Origin of the sequence: Paenibacillus ferrarius, assembly GCF_002027705.1 — a bacterium.
GTDB lineage: Bacteria > Bacillota > Bacilli > Paenibacillales > NBRC-103111 > Paenibacillus_E > Paenibacillus_E ferrarius.
The window spans coordinates 1-24,221 of sequence record NZ_MBTG01000017.1 but is presented as its reverse complement, the minus strand read 5'-3'; the positions used below and the strand labels follow the sequence as shown (position 1 = coordinate 24,221).

Annotated in this window: 23 protein-coding genes, 7 tRNA genes and 1 riboswitch; of the genes, 4 read left to right on the top strand and 26 right to left on the bottom strand. The window is 46.5% G+C overall.

Going from position 1 to position 24,221, the window contains the following annotated elements:
* Window position 1: 1 nt before the first annotated feature.
* Window positions 2-298: a hypothetical protein gene (locus tag BC351_RS19315; RefSeq protein WP_079414373.1), complete on the bottom strand. Its 297-nt coding sequence runs from the start codon at window positions 296-298 to the stop codon at window positions 2-4.
* A gap of 160 nt (window positions 299-458) precedes the next feature.
* A riboswitch (cyclic di-AMP (ydaO/yuaA leader) is annotated at window positions 459-611 on the top strand.
* A gap of 12 nt (window positions 612-623) precedes the next feature.
* Between BC351_RS19315 and BC351_RS43480 the strand changes: the two genes are divergently transcribed.
* From BC351_RS43480 to BC351_RS43940, 3 genes are all read left to right on the top strand, one after another.
* Entirely contained in the window at window positions 624-1,409 is a 786-nt protein-coding gene (locus BC351_RS43480; RefSeq protein WP_079414467.1) for a stalk domain-containing protein, read from the top strand.
* A 132-nt stretch (window positions 1,410-1,541) separates the two neighbouring features.
* A complete protein-coding gene (locus tag BC351_RS19305; RefSeq protein ID WP_079414372.1) occupies window positions 1,542-1,868 on the top strand; it encodes a hypothetical protein in 327 nt (108 codons plus the stop codon).
* Between the two features lie 70 nt (window positions 1,869-1,938).
* Complete coding sequence (locus BC351_RS43940) at window positions 1,939-2,070, top strand: hypothetical protein (protein WP_279628348.1); 132 nt, start codon at window positions 1,939-1,941, stop codon at window positions 2,068-2,070.
* Here BC351_RS43940 and BC351_RS19300 read toward each other — a convergent pair.
* The 11 genes from BC351_RS19300 to BC351_RS19245 all read right to left on the bottom strand — a co-directional run bounded on the left by BC351_RS19300 (window position 2,063) and on the right by BC351_RS19245 (window position 13,034).
* Window positions 2,063-2,278, bottom strand: a complete 216-nt coding sequence (locus tag BC351_RS19300) for a hypothetical protein (protein ID WP_079414371.1) — start codon at window positions 2,276-2,278, stop codon at window positions 2,063-2,065. The genes BC351_RS43940 and BC351_RS19300 overlap by 8 nt on opposite strands.
* A gap of 402 nt (window positions 2,279-2,680) precedes the next feature.
* The gene (locus tag BC351_RS19295) at window positions 2,681-3,943 is read right to left on the bottom strand and encodes a molybdopterin molybdotransferase MoeA (RefSeq protein WP_079414370.1); all 1,263 of its coding nucleotides are present in this window, start codon (window positions 3,941-3,943) and stop codon (window positions 2,681-2,683) included.
* Between the two features lie 26 nt (window positions 3,944-3,969).
* Window positions 3,970-4,974 (bottom strand): GTP 3',8-cyclase MoaA, encoded by a 1,005-nt coding sequence (gene moaA / locus BC351_RS19290; protein WP_079414369.1) that lies wholly within the window; start codon window positions 4,972-4,974, stop codon window positions 3,970-3,972.
* 88 nt (window positions 4,975-5,062) lie between these two features.
* A complete protein-coding gene (gene mobA, locus BC351_RS19285; RefSeq protein WP_079414368.1) occupies window positions 5,063-5,674 on the bottom strand; it encodes a molybdenum cofactor guanylyltransferase in 612 nt (203 codons plus the stop codon).
* Window positions 5,671-6,315: an MOSC domain-containing protein gene (locus tag BC351_RS19280; RefSeq protein WP_079414367.1), complete on the bottom strand. Its 645-nt coding sequence runs from the start codon at window positions 6,313-6,315 to the stop codon at window positions 5,671-5,673. Before BC351_RS19280 ends, mobA begins: the two co-directional genes overlap by 4 nt.
* Window positions 6,316-6,409: 94 nt before the next feature.
* Window positions 6,410-7,765 carry a molybdopterin-dependent oxidoreductase gene (locus BC351_RS19275; protein ID WP_079414366.1) on the bottom strand — a complete coding sequence of 452 codons (1,356 nt, stop codon included), beginning with the start codon at window positions 7,763-7,765 and terminating at the stop codon, window positions 6,410-6,412.
* A 1,081-nt stretch (window positions 7,766-8,846) separates the two neighbouring features.
* Entirely contained in the window at window positions 8,847-9,263 is a 417-nt protein-coding gene (locus BC351_RS19265; protein ID WP_079414364.1) for a copper amine oxidase N-terminal domain-containing protein, read from the bottom strand.
* Window positions 9,264-9,409: 146 nt separating this feature from the next.
* Window positions 9,410-10,420 carry a sensor histidine kinase gene (locus BC351_RS19260; protein ID WP_144028458.1) on the bottom strand — a complete coding sequence of 337 codons (1,011 nt, stop codon included), beginning with the start codon at window positions 10,418-10,420 and terminating at the stop codon, window positions 9,410-9,412.
* Window positions 10,421-10,452: 32 nt separating this feature from the next.
* Window positions 10,453-11,175 carry a response regulator transcription factor gene (locus tag BC351_RS19255; protein ID WP_079414362.1) on the bottom strand — a complete coding sequence of 241 codons (723 nt, stop codon included), beginning with the start codon at window positions 11,173-11,175 and terminating at the stop codon, window positions 10,453-10,455.
* Between the two features lie 129 nt (window positions 11,176-11,304).
* Window positions 11,305-12,540: an MDR family MFS transporter gene (locus tag BC351_RS19250; protein ID WP_079414361.1), complete on the bottom strand. Its 1,236-nt coding sequence runs from the start codon at window positions 12,538-12,540 to the stop codon at window positions 11,305-11,307.
* Between the two features lie 110 nt (window positions 12,541-12,650).
* Window positions 12,651-13,034, bottom strand: coding sequence for a hypothetical protein (locus BC351_RS19245; protein WP_079414360.1), 384 nt, complete (start codon window positions 13,032-13,034; stop codon window positions 12,651-12,653).
* A gap of 234 nt (window positions 13,035-13,268) precedes the next feature.
* Here BC351_RS19245 and BC351_RS19240 point away from each other — a divergent pair, with 234 nt between their 5' ends.
* Window positions 13,269-14,063, top strand: coding sequence for an alpha/beta fold hydrolase (locus BC351_RS19240; protein ID WP_079414359.1), 795 nt, complete (start codon window positions 13,269-13,271; stop codon window positions 14,061-14,063).
* On the opposite strand, the gene BC351_RS19235 is transcribed toward BC351_RS19240, so the two are convergent.
* From BC351_RS19235 to BC351_RS19170, 14 genes are all read right to left on the bottom strand, one after another.
* Window positions 14,053-15,261, bottom strand: a complete 1,209-nt coding sequence (locus BC351_RS19235; RefSeq protein WP_079414466.1) for an ROK family protein — start codon at window positions 15,259-15,261, stop codon at window positions 14,053-14,055. The two genes, BC351_RS19240 and BC351_RS19235, sit on opposite strands and share 11 nt — an antisense overlap.
* A 78-nt stretch (window positions 15,262-15,339) precedes the next feature.
* On the bottom strand, window positions 15,340-16,110 hold the full coding sequence (locus BC351_RS19230) for a class I SAM-dependent methyltransferase (RefSeq protein WP_079414358.1): 771 nt from the start codon (window positions 16,108-16,110) through the stop codon (window positions 15,340-15,342).
* Between the two features lie 136 nt (window positions 16,111-16,246).
* A complete protein-coding gene (locus BC351_RS19225) occupies window positions 16,247-17,815 on the bottom strand; it encodes an ABC transporter substrate-binding protein (RefSeq protein WP_079414357.1) in 1,569 nt (522 codons plus the stop codon).
* Window positions 17,816-17,886: 71 nt separating this feature from the next.
* Complete coding sequence (locus tag BC351_RS19220) at window positions 17,887-18,798, bottom strand: carbohydrate ABC transporter permease (protein WP_079414356.1); 912 nt, start codon at window positions 18,796-18,798, stop codon at window positions 17,887-17,889.
* 35 nt (window positions 18,799-18,833) lie between these two features.
* Window positions 18,834-19,808: an ABC transporter permease gene (locus tag BC351_RS19215; RefSeq protein ID WP_079414355.1), complete on the bottom strand. Its 975-nt coding sequence runs from the start codon at window positions 19,806-19,808 to the stop codon at window positions 18,834-18,836.
* 191 nt (window positions 19,809-19,999) lie between these two features.
* Window positions 20,000-21,616 (bottom strand): response regulator transcription factor, encoded by a 1,617-nt coding sequence (locus tag BC351_RS19210; protein WP_158082146.1) that lies wholly within the window; start codon window positions 21,614-21,616, stop codon window positions 20,000-20,002.
* The gene (locus BC351_RS19205) at window positions 21,591-23,384 is read right to left on the bottom strand and encodes a sensor histidine kinase (RefSeq protein ID WP_079414353.1); all 1,794 of its coding nucleotides are present in this window, start codon (window positions 23,382-23,384) and stop codon (window positions 21,591-21,593) included. Before BC351_RS19205 ends, BC351_RS19210 begins: the two co-directional genes overlap by 26 nt.
* A 127-nt stretch (window positions 23,385-23,511) precedes the next feature.
* Window positions 23,512-23,590: transfer RNA gene (locus BC351_RS19200), tRNA-Leu, on the bottom strand.
* 18 nt (window positions 23,591-23,608) lie between these two features.
* Window positions 23,609-23,697: transfer RNA gene (locus tag BC351_RS19195), tRNA-Leu, on the bottom strand.
* Window positions 23,698-23,710: 13 nt separating this feature from the next.
* Window positions 23,711-23,784, bottom strand: a tRNA-Cys gene (locus BC351_RS19190).
* A gap of 10 nt (window positions 23,785-23,794) precedes the next feature.
* Window positions 23,795-23,869, bottom strand: a tRNA-Gly gene (locus tag BC351_RS19185).
* An 8-nt stretch (window positions 23,870-23,877) separates the two neighbouring features.
* Window positions 23,878-23,949, bottom strand: a tRNA-Gln gene (locus tag BC351_RS19180).
* A gap of 29 nt (window positions 23,950-23,978) precedes the next feature.
* A tRNA-His gene (locus tag BC351_RS19175) sits at window positions 23,979-24,051 on the bottom strand.
* Window positions 24,052-24,075: 24 nt separating this feature from the next.
* Window positions 24,076-24,149: transfer RNA gene (locus BC351_RS19170), tRNA-Trp, on the bottom strand.
* Window positions 24,150-24,221 lie beyond the last annotated feature (72 nt).

Genomic DNA, 24,221 nt, shown 5'->3' with positions numbered 1-24,221 from the left:
ATTAAAATTCGTGGTTAGACGAAACTTGTTGTCGCTTCAGCAAGCGAATGCCATATACGAACATCCAGACAGCGAAGGCAAGTACCAGCAATCCGGATAATTTAATCGTCAGAATCAAAGCACCCAGTCCGAAGATCAACCATCCAACCTTCCTGCCATAGCCGATGCCTACATAGCCTAACCCAACCATCGAAATAGGGATTAGCCACTCCATAAAGTGACCAAATTGATGTAAACAAATGAGAAAACCTGCTGCTATCATTAGCAAAGCCAATCCTTTCGATCGATCCAACCTCATCTTGCCAACCGCCCTTCACGTGTTCTTCATGTCTCTATCTTAGCTGAAACATCTTCCCGTCAAAACGGACTCGCGACTGTTTTGTTCCTAGACCTAAGTCCAGTATAACAATCAGACCATCCATATTTTGGTCGTTGTTCCGCGTGGATGATCAATGTTAAACTATCTGAAGCCGAGTCCGGTGCACAGACAAAGTGCCGGTACGGGGGACGATTTACTTGGGGTGAATATTTGCTCTTGAAGGAGAGCAGACTAGGGAGAACCTTCTTCCCGAACCCGTCAACTAACCTCGAAGGCTCAAATGAAGGAGGCTCACCAATTGAATATGCTTACAAAAGGGTTAACTAGCCTTGCTGTGTCCTTGACAGTCTTGGCAGGAGGCTTTCTTTCCCCATTTTCCGCGCATGCGGCCGAGATGGCTGTGAAAGTGCAAGTCAATGATGACCTGATTCAATTCCCGGATGCACAGCCGTATCTGGATGACAATCATGCTACACAAGTGCCTGTTCGTTTCGTTACCGAGAAGCTTGGGTATGACGTTCAATGGCAAAAAGAAGGCGACCAAGTCAAAGTCACGCTGAATAACGACAAACACACAATCACCTTGGTTTCCGGGCAAAAAGAAGCTGAAATCGATAATAACCGTGTCACGATGGACACACATGCTGAATTCCAAGATGGCCGTGTTTATGTGCCGCTTCGTTTTCTAAGCAATGCATCTGATATTCCCGTACAATGGGACCCGAGCAGTAAATTAGCGATACTGAGCAAAGACGGCAATCATCATGCACCTGATTATGAATTATTTCAATCCACGGTCTATTCTGCAGATCCGGCAGAGAATGGCGGTTACGCTGCACTCGACTTTATGGGCAATCCCCTATCCATTGGAACTGTAGCTGTTGATCCTTCCGTAATACCACTAGGGTCTAAGCTCTATATAGAAGGTTATACGTTTAATGGTCTTCCAGCAGGCGGTATGTATGCTTACGCAACCGATACAGGAGGGTCTGTCAAAGGAAAGCATCTGGATATCTTTGTGCCAGGTTCTCAACAGACACTAAAAAAATTCGGTATCCAAACCATTAAAGTATTTAAATTAGCTGAATAAAATGAACCCAATAAAAGCTGGCATTTTGAGAACTTTTTCTCAAAATCCGGTTTTTTTTAATTCCCCACTTGAATTCCTTATAATTCCTAGTATAATACTAGGTATAAGGTTTATAAAAAGGAGCTGTTCAAGATGATTACTTACAAACACCCCCTCGCCCAAACCTGGATTAACGATCATCTTGATCTATACAATTATGCTCTAGCACTTGGAGATACGGAATGGCAGCAACAAATCCTGCAAACACTGCATCAATTCGAACATCATCTGACACGTCATTTTGAATTTCAATTGTGGCAAATGTTTGATTCCATCAACCGAAATATGCTGAAGCTGTTTCAACAATTGAAAGATCACAAGCAGAACTCCACGGAAGAAGAGCAATTAAGAGAAAAAGTATGGGAGCTCAAGCTGCAACGACTTGAAATTGTGAAATTGATTAAAGCTAACAAGGCTTAGGGTTTGTATTAGAATGCTCGGACGGGTTATAAATAGAAGTTGAGTATGGCATACAGAGGACTGTTTTGCCATGAAGGTTATTGAAGAGGTCAGCTCCACTGGCATGGTTGGCTGGTTCGTTGTGAGAGGCATGCAGATGACTGCTCTGCCGTTTGGTTTTCATAAGAATTTGGGAGATTCTTATGCCAATCGTTTTACATAGCTGTTTGTTTCATTTCACGCATCATATTCATCATCATTGTCATCATTTCATCGCACTCTTGCATGTTCATCATCATGCTGTCCATGTCCATGCTTTCCATCATGTTCATGTCTTTCATTGTGTTCATCATCATTTTCATAGACTTCATACGGCTCATCATGTCGTCCATACACATGTTCATCATCATTTGCATACACATTTTTTCCATTTTACTTCCTCCTCTAATTTTACTCTTCTAAAAAATACTATACTTCCCTCAATTAATCAATCTTTTTCTTGCATTTCGCCTAACTTTCATGATATATTATAAAATTATTCCCTAAAAACCCATTAATCTTATCGGTTTTAAAATCAAAAGACGGCCTATGGCGCTGCTGCCACAAACCGTCTTTTATTTGTTTTTATGCCGCTTGCCAAAGCTTGTGTCATAGTTATTCGGATCAAATGTGTATACAACCCGCCCGTCCCGTTGTGGGTCAAGAACGTACCTATCAAATGGAATGAGGCCGATGGGTCCATCACATTAACGAAAGCTATGAACATGGCTGCACATACTCACTAATATCAACAAAAAAGCCGTAAGCGAGTCGTACTCGTTTGCGGCTTATGTCTATTGAATCGGATAAATAAGAACAGATTCTCCTCGTACAAAACCTTTGCCTCCGGCAGGCAGATAGATCAAACAATCAGCATCTTTAATAGAGACCATAATGCTGGATTTATCGATACCGGAAGGCCTGACTCTCAAGCAGCCATCCTCGACAAGCGTTGTCCCTCTTACATAACGCGGGTACGCTGAGCCTTTGGCATAATCAACGTCCAAAAAAGCCGATATTGCCGCAGAGCAAGGCGCCTTGCAGCCAGACATAGCCTTGATCATAGGCTTGGCAAACAGCTCGAACCCGACGAAAGAGGCACCGGGGTTTCCGGATAAGGCCAGCAGCAGCCGATTGTTCCATATAGCCCCGCTCGTTGGCGTACCTGGCCGCATAGCGACTTTGTTAAACAGCAGCTTGCCTTCAAAACGGCCAAAGACATCGACAAGCACATCATAATCCCCAACGGAAACGCCGCCGGAGGTCAACACCAAATCTACTTGACCAAGTGCTTCCCGCAAGGCCGTTTCTACTTGAAGGGGATCATCGGAAAGAGCCTGCATAATAACAGCAGATCCGCCAGCTGCTTCTACTTGAGCAGCCAGCATATAGCTGTTGCTGTTGCGAATACGTCCTGGCTGCAGCGCTTCGTCGACGTTCAATAATTCTGATCCTGTTGAGAAAATAGCGACCTTCGGCTTCCGATAAACGGGGACCTCCGCATGGCCGAATGCAGCCAGTATCGCGGCTTCCCCAGGTCCTATCCGTGTCCCATCCTCCAGCAACAACTCGCCTAGAGCAACTTCACCGGCTATCGGGGTAATATTGCTGCCGGCTTGAACATTTTTTTTGATGCTGACATAACTCGCATTCCTGCCTTCATCCTGCAGGGAATCCGTCATTTCCAGCATCACGACGGCATCCGCACCATCTGGAACAGGAGCGCCTGTCATAATTCGGGCGGCTAGTCCGCTTTGGACGTTCCACCGGGGAACCGTACCACTGGGAATACGCTCAATCACGCGCAGCACGGTGGGCTGCTCCGGCGAAGCCTGCTCAATATCCTCCGCACAAACCGCATAGCCATCAACACCCGACCTGCGGAAATGCGGTACAGGATGATCCGCATTAATGTCCACAGCCAGCCTTCTCCCGAAGGCAGAAGCTAGGGAAACAGACTCTATCTCCGTATGATTAACATACTCATAAAGCAGGCTTCGAGCTTCCTCAACAGAGATCACTTTTCGCCCGAATCTAAGCTTCGTATCGCTGTTCACTAACGTCTGTTCCTCCTAGCTTATCGTTATCCACCGATCTGTGACATTCTGCGAAGCGTCGGTGTGTGCGACTGTTCCTCATTCATCAACGCTTGCGCCATCTCATGATTTTGCGGCTTGATATCCAGCGCACGGAAGAATAAATCTTCCACAGCCTCATTATTGCCAATATATTTACGCACATTGAATTCATCTGACCAATATAGACATGGCTTCACATTGCCATCAGCCGTGATCCGCAGACGGTTGCAGGTCTCACAGAAATGATCGCTAATCGGATGGATCAGCCCAAATGATCCAAGCGCCCCTTCAATACGGAAATTCTGAGCAGGACCATTGCCATAAACCGCGTCGGAAGCTATCGCAATCCAACCTTTTTCTTTACAGCGATCCAGCACCGTAGTCAAAGATAGATAGCGGGCTTTCCAGTTCTCATCCTGATGACCAATCGGCATATATTCAATAAAGCGCACCTGGATGGGGCGATCAATCGTCATTTGCAAGAAATCCTCAATCTCATCATCGTTGATGCCTTTCATCAAGACGACATTCAGCTTAATCGGCGTTATGCCCACGCGGTATGCTTCTTCAATGCTTGCCAGGACACGGCGAATATCACCGCCTCTGGTTATCAAAGAGAACCGATCCGCTTTGAGAGAATCCAAGCTAATATTTACACGGGTTAACCCTGCTGCACGCAGCTTTTCCGCTCGTGAAGCAAAGTAAATCCCATTCGTTGTCAAGGCAATATCTTCAATCCCGGGAATCTGCGCAAGCATTCCGATCAACTGCTCCAAGTTTTTGCGCACAAGAGGCTCGCCGCCGGTTAATCTCAGTTTGCGCACGCCAAGTCCTGCCAGTACACGGACAACCTCGGCAATCTCCTCAAAGGTCATCAGCTTTTCATCAGGTTCAAATTCCATTCCCTCTTCAGGCATGCAATAGACACATCGTAAATTACAGCGATCAGTTACAGAAATACGCAAGTAATCATGCATGCGTCCAAAGCGATCCATTAACTGCTTCGGCATCGGAGGTCACCTTCTCTCTCCAACCATTATGGCATATTTTCTTACAAAATCCTAGATTCCATAGTTGAAATATCTGGGAAATAGAAGATTATGATAGATTATCTAACATATCTTTATAGTCTTCCGGCGTATTCACATTCGTTGCGAAATGAGTAGATATCTCCTGCTTTTCAAAAAAGCCTTTCTCTACAGGCTGCCAGTCAATATGATCCAGCAAGCCCATTAACCGATACTCTTCTTGCTTCAGCAGCAATTCCGCTTCTGAACCAATAAGTCTTGTATAGACACCATGAAGCGGATGAATTCTTCCTTCTAAACTAGGTATAACAGCATCCCTGTTCGCTGCTTGGCACAACTCTCCCATGGCCCAAGCAGCCTTGGCTGAAATAAACGGCATATCACAGCCGACGACCCACAGCAGCGGCTCCCTCGCCTCCAGAGAAGCTGCATGAATGCCGCTCAGCGGTCCTTTTTGTACATAATGATCTCTGATGAACTGGACGTTCGAGCCGGATACACCTAAGATATGAGGATGCAAGATCTCCGGTTCATTCGATACAACCATGATTTCCTTGCAGATTTTCGACATTTCCTTCAGCTGCCTAACGAGCAAAGGCTCCCCTTGCACAGGTAAAAGCGCCTTCGGCTTTCCTCCCATACGTCGGTTGAGCCCTCCTGCAAGAATCACACCTGTTATCATGCTTGAAGCTCTACTAGCCGCTTTAAAAAAGATTTTTTCCAGCTTGCAGACAAAGCTTGTGTTTGCGCGATGCGCAGGATTGCCTCAGCATTCGTTTTATCATGGTACTTCACTTGATTGGCATAGGCAACAGTAATTCCCGCTTCATCCTTAGCGATCAATTTCAGCTTAGAATCTTTAGACAAACTGCCTTCTTGCAGCACTCTAAAATAATATCCGGTATACCCGGTTTCTTGCATTTGCAAAGCAGCATTTCCCAAATCAAGACGCTTAGCCAACTTGAAGCATGGCTGACGGGGCTGCGTGATTTGAACGATGACTTCTCCGATCGCATATGTATCACCAATACAAACTTCCGTTTCAACCAGACCACGTACCGTTAGATTTTCACCAAACGTACCCGCTTCCAGCTTTTGACCCAGCACCTGCTCCCAGAATGCGTAGTGTTCCACCGGATAGACACAAAGCGCTTTGTCCGGTCCACCATGGACTTCCAAATCCGCTTGCCCGTCCCCCTCCAATTGTTCCTTGGATACAAACAAAGATGAGCTGACCGGAGTTTTATAAATCCCCGTAACCAGCTCTTTTCCTTGATATACAATTGATTGAGGCAAGCCAACGTTCACAGATACGATTTCCATCACGATTTCCTCATTTCCAAGCAAGCTTCTTAGCTTTACTATACCAAAAACCGCTTGGAAAGTCAGTTATCCCTTGTCTCATTCCTATTCTCGCTTATGCTTTGGAAGCATCTACCCAAGCATCATTATCATAGCCTCTTACTTCCCAGTATCCCATGTGCTCCTTCTCGATAAGCTCAATGCCTTGAAGCCATTTGACAGATTTGTAGGCATACATCTGGGGAACAATCAGCCGGACAGGGCCGCCTAATTTCTGCGCAATCGGCTTCCCATCCATCAGCACTGCGACCATAATATCATCGCCGTTGGCTTGATCTAAAGATAGTGCATCTGTATAGACCTTATCTCCGGAATAAAATTTCACATACTTCGCCTTCGTTTGGACACCCGCAGCCGCCAACAACTGTTTGAGCGGGATGCCTTCCCAGGTACATTGATAGACCGACCAGCCTGTCACACAATGAAAGTCACTGACCTGCACCGTACGCTGCATGTTCAAAAACTCCTCCCAATTCCACGTATTGGGATGATCAACGAGACCGGATATCGCGAATTTCCACGTATCCGAGGAAAACGCGGGAATTTCCGTTACCGTGTAAATACGGAAATTCCCTTTGGCCCCTCCGCCCACGACCGCGGCGGAGTCTGGCAGTGGCGCCGGTGCCGGCAGCATCTTATTGCCGTCACTGGCCATATACTCGGCGGTCGTCGAGCCGCCGCTGTCCAAAGCCCCTTTTATCCAGCGATAAAAGGCCGGCCCTACCGCGATCACGAGCAGCAAGCCTGCGACTAAGCGCAGGAACGACGCGCGTGTGATCGGCGATTCTTTCAGCGCGGCGATAACCGCCTGCGCTGCAGTGCGCTTCGCGGCGACGTCCTCTGCCGCCGCGGGTACTTGCTCTGCCGCCTGCGTGCTCGCGGCGGCAGGTGCGGCTGGGACCGCCCTCGCAGCCGGCGGTCTTGCAGCAGCAGCGGCGGCTTGTTCCAGCCGCTGTTGGCGCTTCAGCCATCGGCTGCGCGAGATGGCGTGGTACACCGCATACGGCACTCCGACCCAGGTGAGCAGGTCATGCACGAAGAGTGCCGAGTTGTTGAGAGCCGGCGGCAGGTGGCGGAACTGCCATAGAATGACCCCGGACGCTGCCCAGCCGACCAGCAGCGCAAGCACGAATACCAGATTCACGCGTTGATTGCGCCGCGCGCGAATCTGATGCCAATGCTTCCGAATCATCGGCGCATAAAGCGCAATGAGCACAATCGAAGCAACACCCAAATAAATATGCAGCTGCTTAAGCGTCACGCGCAAACTCCCCAGCTCTCCCCGGATAGCTCCAATACTCAGTATGATGCCTGTTATCGTCAAAAGCAGCAAAATCCAAGCATTCCAGCTATGAATCGAATTCAATCGCTTACCAAAAGATTGCTTTAACCAGCCTCTTTTTGAATCCATATTCCCACATCCTTTAACAACACTTTGACTTCTCTTATCATAACGTACAAATCTTAAAAAAGGCTTACATTTAGGCTAATATTCAAACGAATGCCCTTTTTTATAAATTAACATTATATTCCATTTATCTAGCGAATGTTTCTTTGTTCCATCCTCTATGACCACTATCCCCTTGCCTCAGTAACAACATCCCGACTCCTGTCACATTGTAGATTATTAATCTACCTAGCCACTTATCTCCTAACGGTAATAACTTAGTCTTAATCAATATCCTTCATCCTTCGAATCTAAAAGAAATGCGCCTTTCTACTAACCTTCCCATTGAATACCTTGTTCACTTCATAAAATCATCTATTTCATACAGTCATATAAAAGACGATCCCCAATTACCTGCTCCCAGAATCAAAAGAATAACCTACATGCGTACGAATCTTCCGGCACCACCACTGAGCCAACGGGATAGTGACCATAGATCGCTTGCCCACCCACCACTGAGCCAACGGGATAGTGACCATAGTCGCTTCCCCACCACCACTGAGCCAACGGGATAGTGACCATAGATCCCTTTCCCACCACCACTGAGCCAACGGGATAGTGACCACAGGTCGCTTCCCCACCATCACTGAGCTAAAGGGATAGTGACCATAGATCGCTTTCCCACCCGCCACTGAGCCAACGGGATAGTGACCATAGGTCGCTTTCCCACCCACCACTGAGCCAACGGGATAGTGACCATAGGTCGCTTCCCCACCGACCACTGAGCCAACGGGATAGTGACCATAGGTCGCTTCCCCACCTACCACTGAGCCAACGGGATAGTGACCATAGGTCGCTTCCCCACCTACCACTGAGCCAACGGGATAGTGACCATAGGTCGCTTCCCCACCACCACTGAGCCAACGGGATAGTGTCCATACATCCCTTTCCCACCAACCACTGAGCCAACGGGATAGTGACCATAGATCGCCTTCTCACCAACCACTGAGCCCAGCTCCACATCGAAAAACCAGCGATAACTTCATATGGAAGTTAACCACTGGTTCAGATTCATTTTACTAAATGCCAGCTAGCCTGCAGCATGTTACTTCATCATCATTTCCTTCAATAGATATGTATCTACAAATTCTTTGGGTACATAGGTCATGTCATTAACGATCATCGGAGCTGTCATGAGCATGTTATCCATATCGCCAGCTTTAATGGTTGTGCTGTCGATGCGGATCATGAAGCCTGTGCCCATATCCTTGCTTTTGTCCTCCATCATCATGGTTGACTTCATCAAGGTTACAGATCGACTCTCTCCGTTCCAAGTTACTTTAAAGCCTAAGGACTCGGCGATTTGTCGAAGCGGAACAAGCTGTGTTCCATCTTTGGTAATTGATTGAACTCCGCTGTAATCGAACTTTGACATCATCTTTTCTTCAGCGCTTGCCAAGGTGGGTAGAGCAAGGGTGCAAGCTGCTACTGTTACTGTGATGATCTTTTTCCATGTTTTCATCTTCTTATTCCTCCTAAGTTTTCATAACGTCTTCCTAGTAACTAAGATAACGAAGCGAACTTAAGAAACACTAACGAAATGATTACAGATTCCTTACAAGAGGCTAACAATAAAAAAACCACAAGAAGGAATTCTCCTCTTGCAGCTTATTGATCAATTGGCAATGTAAACCAAAATCTGCTTCCACGATTATCTATCGCTGTTTGGCTTTCTACGCCAATCGTTCCACCATGCAGTTCAACGATCGATTTGGCAATCGCAAGTCCTAGGCCTGCACCGCCGCTCGTCCTTGTTCGGGAAGGGTCCGCGCGATAGAAGCGATCGAAAATTTTCTTGCTGTCTGCTTCTTCCATACCTTGACCTTCATCTTGTATATTGAGCTGCACATATGGTGCTGAGAGTTGCTTTGCTTGAATAGAAATAGTACCGCCCACTGGCGAATGTCTTATGGCATTGTCCAAAATATTAGAAAGAACCCGCTTCATTTCTTGAGGCATGATGGCTACGGGGGGCAGTCGTTCCGGCAGATCGATGTCAATTTGCAGCTGCTTTTCCTCCAGTTGGAAGGCTAGGCTCTGCAAGCTATCAAGCAGCAAGTGATCAACATTGTAGCGCTCGGGAACGAATTCGGTACCGCCTGCATCTAACTGTGAAAGCTTAAATAGTTCTTGGATCAAGCCATCTAAGCGCCCTGTTTCCAGGCGAATCGTTTGGAGATATCTTGCAAAGGTAGCCTTATCCTGAATAACGTCATCTTGCAAAGCTTCAACAAAGGCTTGAATGGACGCCATAGGTGTTCTCAGATCATGTGAAACGTTGGCGACAAGCTCTCTACGAGAAACTTCTGCGGAACGCAATTTTTGAAAGCTTTCGTTCAGCTTCCCTGTCATATGGTTGAATTGCCCAGCTAATCTTTGAAATTCAATAGGCCCAATCTGAGGTACTTGGCCTTCAAAATGTCCTTCTGAGATCTGGGTTGTTTCCTGTGTGATCGCATGTATCGCCTTCTCTAAGGGACGCGTCATATAATAGTGGATCAACATGGAAACGCCCGCCGCGCCTACGGTCACTGCGCTAAGGAGGATCACGTCTTTCCATTTCAGCAGCATATAAATGTAGCAAATAAATAGTGTGAGTAATATAATCCCGGTACTCACACCGCTTGCAATGAGCAAATAAACGCGAAGTTTCAGGACGGCTCCCTCCCTTCAAATTTATACCCAATGCCCCATACGGTTTTAATGTAACGAGGCTGTGAAGGATTAAGCTCAATTTTCTCTCTTAGTCTGCGGATATGGACGGTTACTGTTGTGGTATCCCCATAGTAATCAATATCCCAGACTTTGCTCAGCAATTGATTCCGTGAAAATACTTGCTCCGGATGACCCGCGAACAAATGCAAAAGTTCAAATTCCTTCACGGTCAGCTCTATTTCCTTCTCGTTCACCCGAACACTGCGGTGCAGTACGTTGAGCTCGATGCCCGGAAACTTCAGGATATGCGCGGGTAACTGAGCTGCCGCCCCAGGCACGGTCTCCGCCTTGCTGCGCTGCAGCCTGCGCAAAATAGCTTTCGCTCGCAGCACCAGCTCGCGCGGCGAAAAAGGCTTCGTCAGGTAGTCGTCTGCGCCCATTGTTAACCCCATGAGCCGATCCATTTCGTCGCCTCGAGCTGTTAGCATGATGATGGGCACGTCCTGCTCGTTGCGAATTTCTTCGCAAACTTGCCAGCCATTTTTGCCCGGCATCATGAGGTCAAGCACGATCAGCTGCGGACTGTGCAGCCGCCATAAACGGATGGCTTCCTCGCCATTCACCGCCGATATAACCTCGTATCCCTCTCGCTTCAGATACACGGTACACACATCAATTATATTCGTTTCATCATCTACTACGAGAATGAGCGAGCTCATACGTATTCCCTCCTCGAATCTGGTTTTATTATACCGCAGATATTCGAAATGAAGCTTACGTATGTCTTACAAAAGTATTAAAAAGCTTAAAAGCTCCCTGGCGAACCGGGAGCTTTCAACTATTCATCCTTAGGCTTGTAGGACAGCTTTTGCTCTAGACTCCTCCTGGTTGCGATTCAGTCCCCTGATGTATCTGCTCTGCGCGATGCCGGCAATAACCAGAATGACACCCAATATCCCAAACATTACTTTCCCGCCATAGTGACTAAACAGCAAGCCGCCAAGCACAGGCCCCAGAGCACGGGAAACCTGCCAATTCATGCCGAAGATGGAGAAATACCATCCTCTTTGATCCTCAGGCGCAATAACGGATATCACTTTCTGAATATGCGGCCCGTTCAACATTTCACCAATGGTAAATAAAAACTCAACGACAAGCAGCCATGCAAAGATTGGCACAAATCCGTATCCAATTGACACGACAGCAAATAATAAATAAGAAACGGCGATAATGATGTAAGGCGTGATATGCTCGGTTCGCTTGGCAATCCATAATTGCAGTGCGATCACTACGCAGCCGTTAAAGGTGATGATTGTGGCAAAAACCGTTTTGTAATTCTCAAAATGCTGCTGCAAGTGCAGTGGAAATGTCGTTTCAACTTGCGCATACAACACTGAAACCGGCATCATCAGCAGTGTGATCCACAGCAAAGGCTTGTGATCCCGCCATCTGATCTTTGGTTTACTCTTCGCTGCCGCCTTTTGCTCTGTGCTTTGCACAGGCAATGTTTCGGGAACTTTCCAAATGACAAGCCAAGCGTAGGCAAGTAAAGCGACTGTACAAGAAAGGAAAATAATCGTTGGATTCCAAGTGAAGAGCAGCAATCCAAGCAGTGGTCCGAACGCTGAGCCCATATTTAATGCGGTGTGCAAAAGCGCAAAAACTTCCGCCCGCTTCTCCTCTGGAACCACGTCGGAGATTTGTGCATTTGCCGCAGGTTGAAACATCGCATGTCCAATCCCGTTAACAATCGAAATCAACGCGAATTCCCATACATGGCTGGCGAACATATATCCGCCAACAGCGAGCGCTTGGATAATCAGCGCTGCCAAAATCATTGGCTTTCGCCCATACCGATCGCTTAAACTGCCTGCATATAAATTCACGAAAATTCCGCATAACGGCTGCAGCCCGACGATCAACATAGATAATAAAATGGAACCGTCCAGCTTATCATATAAATAGTAGACCAAGTAAGGTCTCATCATAAATCCGGCTAATGATGTTAAAATCGTCCCAATAACACGAACCCATATGGCCGTGTCATATTTGTTTATTAATGAGAAGAGCGGAATTCTGTGCATATAACCTCCTGATTGTCTGTGGTTCTCTCATTTTAGAAGGAAATAGACAAAAGAAAAAGGTAAAATCTCGTTATAACGGATTTCACCTTTTATGAGGTACTTTCATTTTATTACCCGCCAATACGAATCTTGCGATATGTATCGATGAAGGAAAGGACATCCACTCTCTTCCCCCTCTTTTTCGCTACTCTGGCCATTTTCACTAAGGTTGTCCAGAACTCATCAAGAACAGGGGATTCAAATTCGTTTTCCTTTGGCGCTTGTGTCAGTTTATGTTTATTGTTATACGAAGTTCCTTCATCTGAAATGAGATATTGAATTTGACTTTTTTTCCATTGCTCCCCTGTTACATAACTTACACCGATTTCACGCATTTTTTTGCGTACGGATGTGACCGGACGAGACAATTCTCTGGCAATAACGACAGGCGGACATTCAGAGGATAAGCGGATTAGCTTGTCCAATTCTTGTGTAGACCACGGCTTTTTAGTCATATTAATAACCTCACTTTTTAAAATGAATGTTTCGTTTTAGCTTTATATGGTTACTAACAAAAGGTATAATTTGAGAATACCAACCAAATGTTAAAGAAGTATGAGTTAACCATAATGAAAGTATGAAGACATAACTTTTTCGCTAATTTTCACTATATTATGTCTAATGCACTATTAAAATGTCGCAATTTAGGACTTTATGAGTGTGGACAACAACTATTGGAGGGTGAAAACATGAAACATCATATTATCGGAGCTGAACTGTTTGTAGAGGAAGAAGGACAAGGAGCACCTATCATTTTATTGCATGGTTTTCCGCTTGATCATCGCATGTGGGCATCGCAAGTTCAGGCTTTGGCCCCTTATTACCGGGTCATCACACCTGATTTGCGCGGCATGGGACAATCTGATGTTCCGGCAACGAACATTTCGATCGACACATATGCGGACGACATTTTGACATTGATGGATAAAATGGGCATACAAAAAGCCGCACTAGGCGGCTTCTCTATGGGAGGATATGTGGCCTTCGCACTTCTGCGCAAAGCCCCTTCACGTTTCACTTCCCTTATCCTCGCGAATACGCGTCCTGAAGCTGATGGACAAGAGGCTCGGAGAAATCGGATGAATATGGCCGTTTCGTTATATGACAAAGGCGCTGCCGCGGCAAAAGATGCGATGCTGCCGAAGCTGCTCACCGAACAAACAAGGCAAGATCAGCCTGGGCTTGTCGATTCTCTAAGCCTTGTGATGGAATCGATGGCCGCTGAAGGACTTGTCCATGCAAGTCTGGCTATGGCGTTCCGTGAAGACTCGGTCGACCTGCTCAGTACGATCTCGGTTCCTACTCTCGTCATAGCAGGTGAACACGATGCCGTTGCTCCTCCGGATGTGATGAACAAGATGGCTGATCAAATTAGCGACGCCAGCTTTCATGTAATTCCGGGTGCTGCGCATTTAACTCCGATGGAAAATCCAGCAGCGTTCAACACGCTGCTCCTTGAGTTCTTGAAGAACGCTACAGCCTAACCAGCTGGTTCATGACCATCACGGCTGCCCCGATGGCAAGGGCTTCTTCACCAAGCTGCCCTCTGCTGAAGACCACTTGATACGCGGGGTAGTAATATGTTTTCCGAATCGCTACTTGAGTAGCGGTTTGGAAAAACAATTCCCCGCCAGCAATTAACGGCCCCCCTAAAATCACTTTCTCGGGGTGCAAAATATTCAACAAATTGGCTAGTCCAATGCCAAAATAGGTAGCAGCTTCCGTAATGATCTCCACAACCAGGGGATCATTTTTTCGGAGTGCATCGAGAACATGCTGATAGGTCAGCTTGTCCGGGTCATCCACGGAATGGGACAATATCGTCGATCGTCCCTTTTTCAGCGATGATCTTGCCGCCTTCTCGATCGCATATAAGGACGCATAGGACTCCAGGGCTCCGTAGTTGCCGGAAGCGTTGCGATGAGCTACACCGTCGGTTTGAATAATCATTTGACCAACGGAACCTTCCATATCAACGGCCCCGTAGATTAGCTTTCCCTCGGAAACCATGGAGGACCGTAAGCCTACACCGGCATGTATGTACAGTAGATGCTTGAAGCTCTGCGTACGTTGGTGCCAGGACTCGCCCAATATAGCCGTATTAGCTCCATTGTCGAGCAGCGCCGGTATGCCTAACGCTTCTGTCAGGAGCCTGCAAATCTCAACATGTTTCCAGCCCTTTGCCTGGAAATACGCTGGCTCCAGAATCACCCCAGATTGTCGATCCACGGGTCCGACAGCCCCAATGCCGATACCAAGCAGCGAAGCCTTCGGGATATGATGCTGTTCCAGCATCCGATTGGCTTCTTCGGCAATCAGACGAATCAGCGCGTCCGGAGTCATCTCTCCCGTCATCGCCCAACTGTGCGAATCTAATTTCTTCATACCTAGGTCGACAAGAACGAGCTTTGAGAATGTTCTTGATATTTCCAAACCAAATATATAAGCATAGGCCGTATTCTTCTCATACAGAATCGGCCTACGCCCACCAGTAGATGCTCCAAACCCCGATTCAAGAATGAGGCCTTGGCTCGTTAATTCTTCCAACAGCCGTGTCAGCGTAGATACGGTCATCCCGCTTTGCTCTAATAGGTCTGTTTTGGATACGGTCGCTTGACGACAAATGCGGTCATAGATTTCTTTGGCCTTCCGATTCGGAATTCGTTCCGTTATGACATCCATATTCAAAGAAACAGCCCCCAATGATAATCTTTCTCATCTATTTCGCCATCGGGAGCCAAAATCCTTCCTCGCCTTCCCTTATTCCTTCGAACCTATCATAAGTGTGTAACCCATATAAGGGTGATACTTACTGACAAGCTCATCGTATCTCGCCGTAAGCTGCCATATCCTTGGGTCCATAAAAGATTGCTTATCTGACAAGTGAACAGGGTCGGGGTGCTGTACCTGATCTTCGAACATCGTCAACGGGAAGGGATGGATTCCTGAAAATTCCACTGGGCTGAACTTCCCCTTTTCCAACAACTCCCGCCACTCTTCCATGCTGTAGATTTTACTTACGCCATAGAAGCTGCAAAGCGCACGGTGCACGCCCGCTGACATATTCTTGACCCGAATAACCTCGCGATCGTAAAGTTTGCCTCCCGATTTCAACACCCTGTAGTACTCGCATACAGCTTTCTGCGCTTCCGCGAAGTTCGTTACCGACTCCACCATAACCACATCGAATGAATGGTCTTCAAAAGGCAAGTCGCAGACGTCACCTACTTGAAACCGAACCTGTATCCCTTGTTTTTCAGCTCTGATATTCGCTTTCGCAATCATTTCCGGGCGAATATCAATGGCTGTTACCTCACAGCCCTGCTCAGCAAGATAACATGCCGTCCTTCCAGTCCCACAGCCAACTTCCAGCACACGTTTCCCTTTTTCTATCGGGTACTTCTTCAATTGTTCAATCGTCTCTCCGAACCCCCCGGGATGTGCATTTCCCACCCCAAGCTTAGCTAACATATCCAGGTATTCGATAGCACTTGCACCTCCATAATGGCATCTCATTCTCTTTTCTACCATATGGAAGGCTGCTGCCTCTTGTTCAGATTCCAGAGTTAATTTCGAAAAAAAGGCTGCTGCCTAAACAATTCGCAGGCCTTATGCCCAAAAAATCAGGAGCCGAGGTTCATTTGAACCTGGCTCCTGATTCATAAAGTTACTTTTTCGATGCTGCGAGAAAAGCGTCCAGCTGCTTTTGTTTTTCCGCGATAATTTTGTCCACACCTGCGGCTTTCAATTTCTCGAGGAATTTGGGAATGACTTCATCCGGATCGACGGTGCCTGCTGACAATGCCGGACCATATTGGTTGGCGATGTTAGCGCAAGCTGCGATTTCATTTTTGACCGGTTCACTGTTGAAAGCAAAGCCAAGTGCAGGAGATTTTACCCCTTTTGCGTTAAAATCCTTAAATTTTTGCCATTTATTCGGATCTTCATTGGTCCATAGATAGTTCAAGAACTGGTTGCCAAGCTCCCATTGAGCGCCTGGGTTATAGCCTGTATCTTGCGCCGTTTTGCCGGCAGGCAGATCAATAATCGTATCTGATTTTTTCACATAATGTTTACCCTCAATACCGAAATTAATCAAGTTATTGAACGTTTTATCCGAGTGCAGAAGGTTAATCACTTTCATAGCCAGATCAGGATGCTTGGATGTCTTGGAAATCGCCAGCATGGCCCCGGATGCATCCCCTGTTGAAATGGTAGGAACAGTCAAATCGAGCTGGGTTAACTTAAAGCCTACATAACCTTCTGTTTCTGCATCTTTGCCTGGCTTCAGTCCATCTGTCCACATGAACACTTTGCCAGCCTTCGCCTGGTCTTTGGGGAACACCGTTGTTGTGGCGGCATCTTTGTTGATATAGCCTGCTTTATAATAGGACCGGATCAGCTTGGCCGCTTCTTTGTATTCCGGCGTTTCAAGCGCATTAAGTACCTTGGTATCTTTGCCCGTTTTGGAAATGACACCTGGCACGGAAGCATCGCCGAGATAATCCCAATCCAGGTTATCCAGTATGCCGCTGCTGCCGCCGTTTCCTTGATTAGCAATAAACCATGGTGTAATGCCCGGCTCTTTGTCTTTCACCGTTTTCAAAAGCGGCTCAAGGTCCTTCCACGTTTTAACGTTCGTCAGATCCATTTTGTATTTATCAACAAGATCTTTGCGCAAAAGCACGCCACGTGTAGCTGCAAGTTCTTTGTTTGTTGGTATTCCGTAGTTTTTGCCGTTAACTTTGGAGCCTTCGAGGAAAGCTGGGTCGAGGTTTTTCACGATATCCTGACCGTTCTTTGCCAACAGATCATTCAGGGGCAGGAATGCGCCTTTGGCCACGTTCACGGTATAGTTTTGCCATGCTGCTGTGAAAATAATATCCGCTTCTTCCCCGGAAGCAATCATCAAGTTCAATTTATCGTTCCATTGGCCGAAATCAATCGCATTGATTTTGATCGTTGCATTGAGTTTATCTTTCAAATATTTATTCGCTTCTTCTTCGACGGATTTGACGTCTTTCTGTTCAGCGCCAGGATAATACAAAGTGACCAGCTCTGTTTTGGCGCTTGGCTTAGCTTCAGGTGTGGCTGCAGCCGCAGCCGTTGCTGCTGCTGTTGCCGCAGGCGCTGCTGTCGTTTCTGTAGTATTCGATTTGGCGCATCCGGCTAGAACCATGCTAATGGCCATCATGCCTGAAAGCGTCGTTAGCATTGTTTTGTTCATTGTCTTCATTTAGTAACCCTCCTAAGATATGTTTTTATAAATGAATACTAACCTTTATCGTAACCGGGGGGCGCCCGGGGCTAGCCTTTTACAGCGCCAATCGTTAGTCCTCTTACGAAGTATCGTTGGAAGAAGGGATAAGCAATAACAACGGGTCCAATACCAACAACGGCCATAGCCATTTGAAGCGTTCGGGAAGGCAAATCAATTTGGCCGCCTCCGCTTGAGATCCCATTTAGAACAGCAGAGTTTGAAGTAATGTACTGGATGTTCAGCAGCGTTTTGTACATTAAATATTGCAAGCTGATGTTATGGCTGTCACTGATAAACACCAAGCTGAGAAACCAATCATTCCAGTAATTCACCGTATTGAATAAGGCGATCGTTCCCAGAACCGGCAAGGACAGCGGAAGAACGATTCTAATAAATGTCTTCAACTCGCTCGCACCATCAATTTTGGCGGATTCGAGCAAAGCGGTGGGGATCGTCGTTGCAAAAAAGGTGCGCATCACAATGACGAAAAATGGTGTCATTAGAAGCGGTAAAATCAACGACCACACGGTATTCTTAAGATGGAGGATATTCACGTAAACGAGATACCACGGTACCAATCCGCCATTGAACAACATCGTGAAGAAGATGAAGAAAGCAAAAGCATTCCGATATTTCAAATCCTCCCTGGATAACGGATAGGCGTAAAGCGCAATTAAGAGCAAGCTGAGGATAGATCCAACAATCGTTACGAATAACGAAATGCCATAGGAGCGCAGAATCTGCTCAAAATCCTTAAATAGGATTTCATAAGCTTTTAGACTGAATACTTCGGGGTAGAACTTGAATCCATTGGCAATAATGGACGTTTCATCTGAGAACGAGACCGATATCACCAAGATAAGCGGCGCGATGCACAGAATGGAGATGACAATAAAGAGAATGTGGACGAATATCTCGAGTCCGCTAGTTTTTTTATGTTGCGCAGATGCTTGTGACATCTTGTTAACCTCCTAGAACTAACCTCATATGTGGTTTAAAATAAGGCATTTTCTTTGCTGACTCTTCGGACGAGCATATTGCTGGCAAGGATGAGTACAAAACCAACGATCGCTTGATACAATCCAGCTGCCGACGACATTCCGATGTCACCGTTAATGAGGAACGTCCGATAGACGTAAGTGTCGATAACGTTTGTTGTTGGGAATAGCGTACCTGAGTTCAAGGGTACCTGATAGAAAAGTCCAAAGTCCGAGTAGAAGATCCGGCCTATAGCCAGCAGCGTAGTAATGATGATTAAGGGATACAAAAGCGGGATCGTGATGTACCGGAATTGCTGCATTTTACTGGCGCCATCAAGCGTAGCCGCTTCATATAGCTCTTGGTCAAAACCGACGATTGCCGCCAAGTAGATCACCGACGAGTACCCGACATATTTCCACGTGTTCACGATAGGAAGAATGAGCGTCCAGTAACTCGATTCGGAGTACCAGTCAATCCCCTCGAAGCCAAGCGGCTCCAGAATGGATTTATTAATAAATCCTGTTTCCATACTGAGGAATCCCAGCACTACATAACCAACAACGACCATGGATAAGAAGTAAGGGAGAAAGACAACCGATTGATAGAATTTAGACAACAGCTTTTGCTTCACTTCGTTTAATAAAATGGCAATGGCAACACCGAAAACAAGATTGAGTATGATGAACACGCCGTTGTACAACAAGGTATTTCGTGTAATCGTCCAAGCATCCGCGGTGGCGAACAAATATTTGAAATTCTCCAGTCCTGCCCAAGGACTTCCCAAAATACCATCGGTATAGTTGATTTTCTTAAAAGCGATGATAATGCCAAACATCGGCAAGTAATTGTTCAGTAATAAATAAAACACACCTGGTAAAAGCATGAAATACAGGGCCTTCTTTTGCGAAAAGTAGCTAATTTTCTTCAGTTTGACTTCATGTGGATCACTGATCTTGGCAGCTGATTGCCCTGCTACTGCTTTGCTCATTGATCTTCCCCCTATCTGCTCTGAGTTCGTATGTGTGTGTTCTCTCTCTTATGTCTTCATTATAGAAGCGAATGTAGTTCCACTCTATACCCGATTGTGACCTCATTTCTGCTACTTTTGTTACTTTTCTCTTCCTGCATCTTCCTTTTGTGCAAAATAAAGAGCCATCTCAATTAGAAATGGCTCACCGTTCATATGGAGGCTGTTTGTTCTTTGCGATACTCTCTTGGCGTGCGCCCAGTTGACTTTTTAAACATTTTCGTGAAATAAGGGATGTTCTCATACCCGACAATTTCTGCAATATCCCCTATTTTGAGCTGGGAGGAAGCAAGCAAATCTTTGGACTTCTCCATGCGTTTGGCCAAAATATAATCGGTCAGGGAGCTCCCCGTCTCTTTTTTAAATAAGCGTGATAAATAGGCCGGGTTAAAATGAACATACTCCGCGATTTGTTCCCTTGTTATATCCTCTCGCAAATGCTCATCAATATAAGAGGAAATCTTGTGGATGACGGACGCCTCGCCTTTTTCATTATGCAGGATAAAGTCCATTCCATTCAAAATAATGCGGTAACACCATGCCTTGAACTGGAGCAGGGAGCGTGTTGCCGAGGAACTGTCGGACAGATCGCGTGGCGCAAATACATCCTGCAAGGTGAAACCACGTTTATGAAACACTTGAAACACCATATGCAGCAAAGCATGATACGAAGATTCCAGCGTCTCAATCATTAAACTTGGCTCTGCCTCCAGCATGGCAAAAATGTCATCCAGCTTACGCTTCACATCTTCCCTGCTGCCCAAATCGAATAAGACCGATATACCTGACACCCAAGGTATCAAAAGCGCCTGTCCGGACGACTCCCGATGCTCGTCTAAGGGGATAACACGATTGGACTGGGTAACGTTGCTTCGTTCTGCTTCAAGCAGCTGCACATACATCTCCAAGAAGCTGCCAAATTCAGTCGCTTCCCCCATGTAGCAGCTCAAATCGCAAAAGAAATATTCGTTGCAGGAACGAATATAATGCTCGCAGCGCTGCGCGAGACTGCTCATATTGTAAGATGGCTCCGGTGGCAGGTAGAACAGCACCAAGTTATTCCCACTGCGGTCTTGCAGAACTGCACCGTCCTCGCTGGCCAAGATCAGTTCCTCTGCGGCATTGCGAAGCGCATATTCCATAATATCTTCGTCGCGTGCGCTTAACTCCTTTTTCCACAGCTCCACCGAGATCAGCACAGGCAGTACACAGCTCTCCGGCGAAAAGCCCAGCTCATACAAAGCAATGAGCGACTCTAACGATGAGCGGGATGGCGGTATCCGCCTCGCCAAAAGATCCTGCCAAAACTTTTCCTCCAGCAGCGGTTTATGTGTTTGGAACAGGGAGTAATATCTCTGCTGAACCTCATGGAAGCTTTGCGCCTCCCTTGATTCCTGAATCTTCTTCAGCGCCTGCCCTACAACAACCAGCAGCTCATCATAATCAAAGGGTTTCAGCATGTAGTCAAAAGACCCCGATTGCAGCGCCGTTCGCGTATACGAGAAATCAGCATGCCCCGTCAGGAAAATCGTCTCCGTCCACGGTGAATGCTCCTTTGCCCATTTAAGCAGCTCAAGCCCATTCATATTCGGCATCTCAATATCACAAATCATGACATCAATATGAGACTGTAGGAGCCTTTCCTTCGCTTCTTCAGCATCGTAGGCCTCATACACCTGCTCAATCCCTAGATTCGCCCATTCAATCCCTTGCGTCACGCCTTGAACCGCATAAAACTCATCATCAACGACCATAATCTGATATGTCATCGTTTTCCTCAGCCTCATCTTCCAAGTAGATTGCGGGAATGCCGATTTGTACAACAGCACCTTTGTCAGTCTGATTACAGAATAACAATTGCGCGCGATCGCCATAACGCATCTGCAGCCTTAATAACACATTATGAAGACCAAGATGTCCATTTTCACCTGAATGTTCGTGCCAGCGATTCATTTGCAGCTTCTCAAGGATCTCCTGCTTAAAACCAACGCCATTATCAGCCACTTGCACCCAAACCGTCTTTTCTTCAATCCCTTCTTTAACTGCTCGGCTTTCTCTCACTTCAATCTTGATCGTAAAAAGCTCACGCCGATTCATAAAGCCATGAATAATCGAATTCTCTACCAGCGTTTGGATCGTAAGCGGCAGCATCGAGCAATGCGCGAGCTCCTCTGGAAGGCTGATTTCATAGCTCAACTTGCCTGGGAAGCGCAGCTTCTGAATCTCCAAGTAATTCTGAATATGCTTAAGCTCTGCTTCTATGGTCACTGTTCGTCTTGATGTTGAGATATTAAATCGGAAATATTCAGCCAAATACCGGGCCATTTTCTGGATGATTTCGTATTGTTTTGTTGCCGCGAGGCTTGTAATAATGTTCAAAGAATTCAAATAGAAATGCGGTTTAATCTGCACCTGCAAATGTTTAAATTCGGCTTCCTTCGTAAGCAGCTGCTGCTCATAGACGTCGATTTTCAAATTGGAAATTTCTCCGACCATGTTATTGAATGTACGTATCACGAAAGCGAACTCCGTCGTATTGTCCTGTTCGAGTTGAACATCCCAATCCCCTCTCGTAATCCGCTGCATCCCGCGGATGAGCTTCTTCATCGGTGTGAGCAATACTTTTCTAACGAAGATGAAGTAAAAGGATAAAATCAGCAGCCCGCCAAGTGGAATAATATATATCGCCAGCCGAAAAAAGGGCAAATTCTTCAGCATACTGGCTTCCGGAATCAGAACAACATACTTGATAGGAACCATCGTTGCAGGAATAGCAACAAGCAAATACGAAAGCTCCTTCGTGTAATCGGTTACAGATTGATACGGCTTATCTTGCTGCTCCGGCACGTTGGCTGCCAACGCAATTTGCTGCTCCGTCAATTTGGTTTCTGATGCCACTTCGCCTTCCATACTCACCAGCGCAGCCCCGCCGCCGCCGTTCTCTGCGTCCAGGAACTTCAAAGGCTCGGCCACCGTGTTCGCCTTAATCCAACAGCCAACCACTAAATTATTGTTTCTAATTAGTTTGAGGAAAGCGGTCTCATCGCCCACCTTAATGAGCTGCCAAGACCCAATCTTCTGCATCTCGTCATCTTTGGGATGTTGATCTATGTAATCCGCGATCACTTTCTCATTTAAGTAGTAGTCGGATCGTGTATTCAGAACAATATCTTTATCCTTGATATTATATAGAAAAATGGTGTCGATCACCTGGAAGTATCCCAAATCCACCTGAAACCGCGTAAAAATCTTTTGCTTCGTCAGCATATAATCGTCCGTACCATATTCCATGAAATTCAAGAGATTCACGTCGGGTTCGCGATCATTGACCAAATTCAAGTAATTGTTGATTTCTTTCATCTGCTTATCCACTTGCTTCACATAATCCGCCAACAGGTTTCGGTTAGCTCCTGAGACTTGTTCCCTCACGACACTAATCGCGTATAGGTTATTATAGTACAAGAAAAGAATAAGTGGAGAAATAATGATCACAAATCCGGCGACAAATTTAAAAGTCAGAGATTTTCTCCAGTTCAACCGCTATCGCATCCTTTACGTGACATCTTCCCCGAATACCAATTCTAGGGTAACCTTCGTGATGGACAGCCGTCAAGACAAATAAAAAAGCTTATGAAATCAATTGATTTCATAAGCTTTTTTGCTATACCGGCAAGAGGACTCGAACCTCCACCCTTTCGGACTCGATTTTGAGTCGAGCGCGTCTGCCATTCCGCCATGCCGGCATATACGTTGTAAAACAATGGTGCCGAAGACCAGACTTGAACTGGTACGGTAGTCACCTACCGCAGGATTTTAAGTCCTGTGCGTCTGCCGATTCCGCCACTCCGGCTTATAAAGTAATGTGGAGGCGCCACCCAGATTCGAACTGGGGGTAAAGCTTTTGCAGAGCTCTGCCTTACCACTTGGCTATGGCGCCTTAGTAATAATGGAGCGGAAGACGGGGATCGAACCCGCGACCCTCGCCTTGGCAAGGCGATGCTCTACCGCTGAGCCACTTCCGCATATAAAACTGGGGATCAAGGATTTGAACCTTGGCATGACGGAGTCAAAGTCCGTTGCCTTACCGCTTGGCTAATCCCCATTATCTTGATACTTGATTAGGTAATAATGGGCGGACGACGGGACTTGAACCCGCGAATGCTGGATCCACAAACCAGTGCGTTAACCCCTTCGCCACGACCGCCACAATATTAAGTTTTTACTTTTTTGGCAGGGGCAGCAGGAATTGAACCCACACCAAAGGTTTTGGAGACCTTTGTTCTACCCTTAAACTATGCCCCTAGAAAAAGTAAATGGAGGCTGATGGATTCGAACCACCGAACTCGGAGAGAGCAGATTTACAGTCTGCCGTGT

Bases quoted from the DNA above. Each gene is read 5' to 3' on its own strand.
- BC351_RS19315 (WP_079414373.1), bottom strand. From the start codon at position 298: ATGAGGTTGGATCGATCGAAAGGATTGGCTTTGCTAATGATAGCAGCA.
- BC351_RS43480 (WP_079414467.1), top strand. From the start codon at position 624: ATGCTTACAAAAGGGTTAACTAGCCTTGCTGTGTCCTTGACAGTCTTG.
- BC351_RS19305 (WP_079414372.1), top strand. From the start codon at position 1,542: ATGATTACTTACAAACACCCCCTCGCCCAAACCTGGATTAACGATCAT.
- BC351_RS43940 (WP_279628348.1), top strand. From the start codon at position 1,939: ATGAAGGTTATTGAAGAGGTCAGCTCCACTGGCATGGTTGGCTGGTTC.
- BC351_RS19300 (WP_079414371.1), bottom strand. From the start codon at position 2,278: ATGGAAAAAATGTGTATGCAAATGATGATGAACATGTGTATGGACGAC.
- moaA (WP_079414369.1), bottom strand. From the start codon at position 4,974: ATGCCGAAGCAGTTAATGGATCGCTTTGGACGCATGCATGATTACTTG.
- mobA (WP_079414368.1), bottom strand. From the start codon at position 5,674: ATGATAACAGGTGTGATTCTTGCAGGAGGGCTCAACCGACGTATGGGA.
- BC351_RS19280 (WP_079414367.1), bottom strand. From the start codon at position 6,315: ATGGAAATCGTATCTGTGAACGTTGGCTTGCCTCAATCAATTGTATAT.
- BC351_RS19275 (WP_079414366.1), bottom strand. From the start codon at position 7,765: ATGGATTCAAAAAGAGGCTGGTTAAAGCAATCTTTTGGTAAGCGATTG.
- BC351_RS19265 (WP_079414364.1), bottom strand. From the start codon at position 9,263: ATGAAAACATGGAAAAAGATCATCACAGTAACAGTAGCAGCTTGCACC.
- BC351_RS19255 (WP_079414362.1), bottom strand. From the start codon at position 11,175: ATGAGCTCGCTCATTCTCGTAGTAGATGATGAAACGAATATAATTGAT.
- BC351_RS19250 (WP_079414361.1), bottom strand. From the start codon at position 12,540: ATGCACAGAATTCCGCTCTTCTCATTAATAAACAAATATGACACGGCC.
- BC351_RS19245 (WP_079414360.1), bottom strand. From the start codon at position 13,034: ATGACTAAAAAGCCGTGGTCTACACAAGAATTGGACAAGCTAATCCGC.
- BC351_RS19240 (WP_079414359.1), top strand. From the start codon at position 13,269: ATGAAACATCATATTATCGGAGCTGAACTGTTTGTAGAGGAAGAAGGA.
- BC351_RS19235 (WP_079414466.1), bottom strand. From the start codon at position 15,261: ATGGATGTCATAACGGAACGAATTCCGAATCGGAAGGCCAAAGAAATC.
- BC351_RS19230 (WP_079414358.1), bottom strand. From the start codon at position 16,110: ATGGTAGAAAAGAGAATGAGATGCCATTATGGAGGTGCAAGTGCTATC.
- BC351_RS19225 (WP_079414357.1), bottom strand. From the start codon at position 17,815: ATGAAGACAATGAACAAAACAATGCTAACGACGCTTTCAGGCATGATG.
- BC351_RS19220 (WP_079414356.1), bottom strand. From the start codon at position 18,798: ATGTCACAAGCATCTGCGCAACATAAAAAAACTAGCGGACTCGAGATA.
- BC351_RS19215 (WP_079414355.1), bottom strand. From the start codon at position 19,808: ATGAGCAAAGCAGTAGCAGGGCAATCAGCTGCCAAGATCAGTGATCCA.
- BC351_RS19210 (WP_158082146.1), bottom strand. From the start codon at position 21,616: ATGACATATCAGATTATGGTCGTTGATGATGAGTTTTATGCGGTTCAA.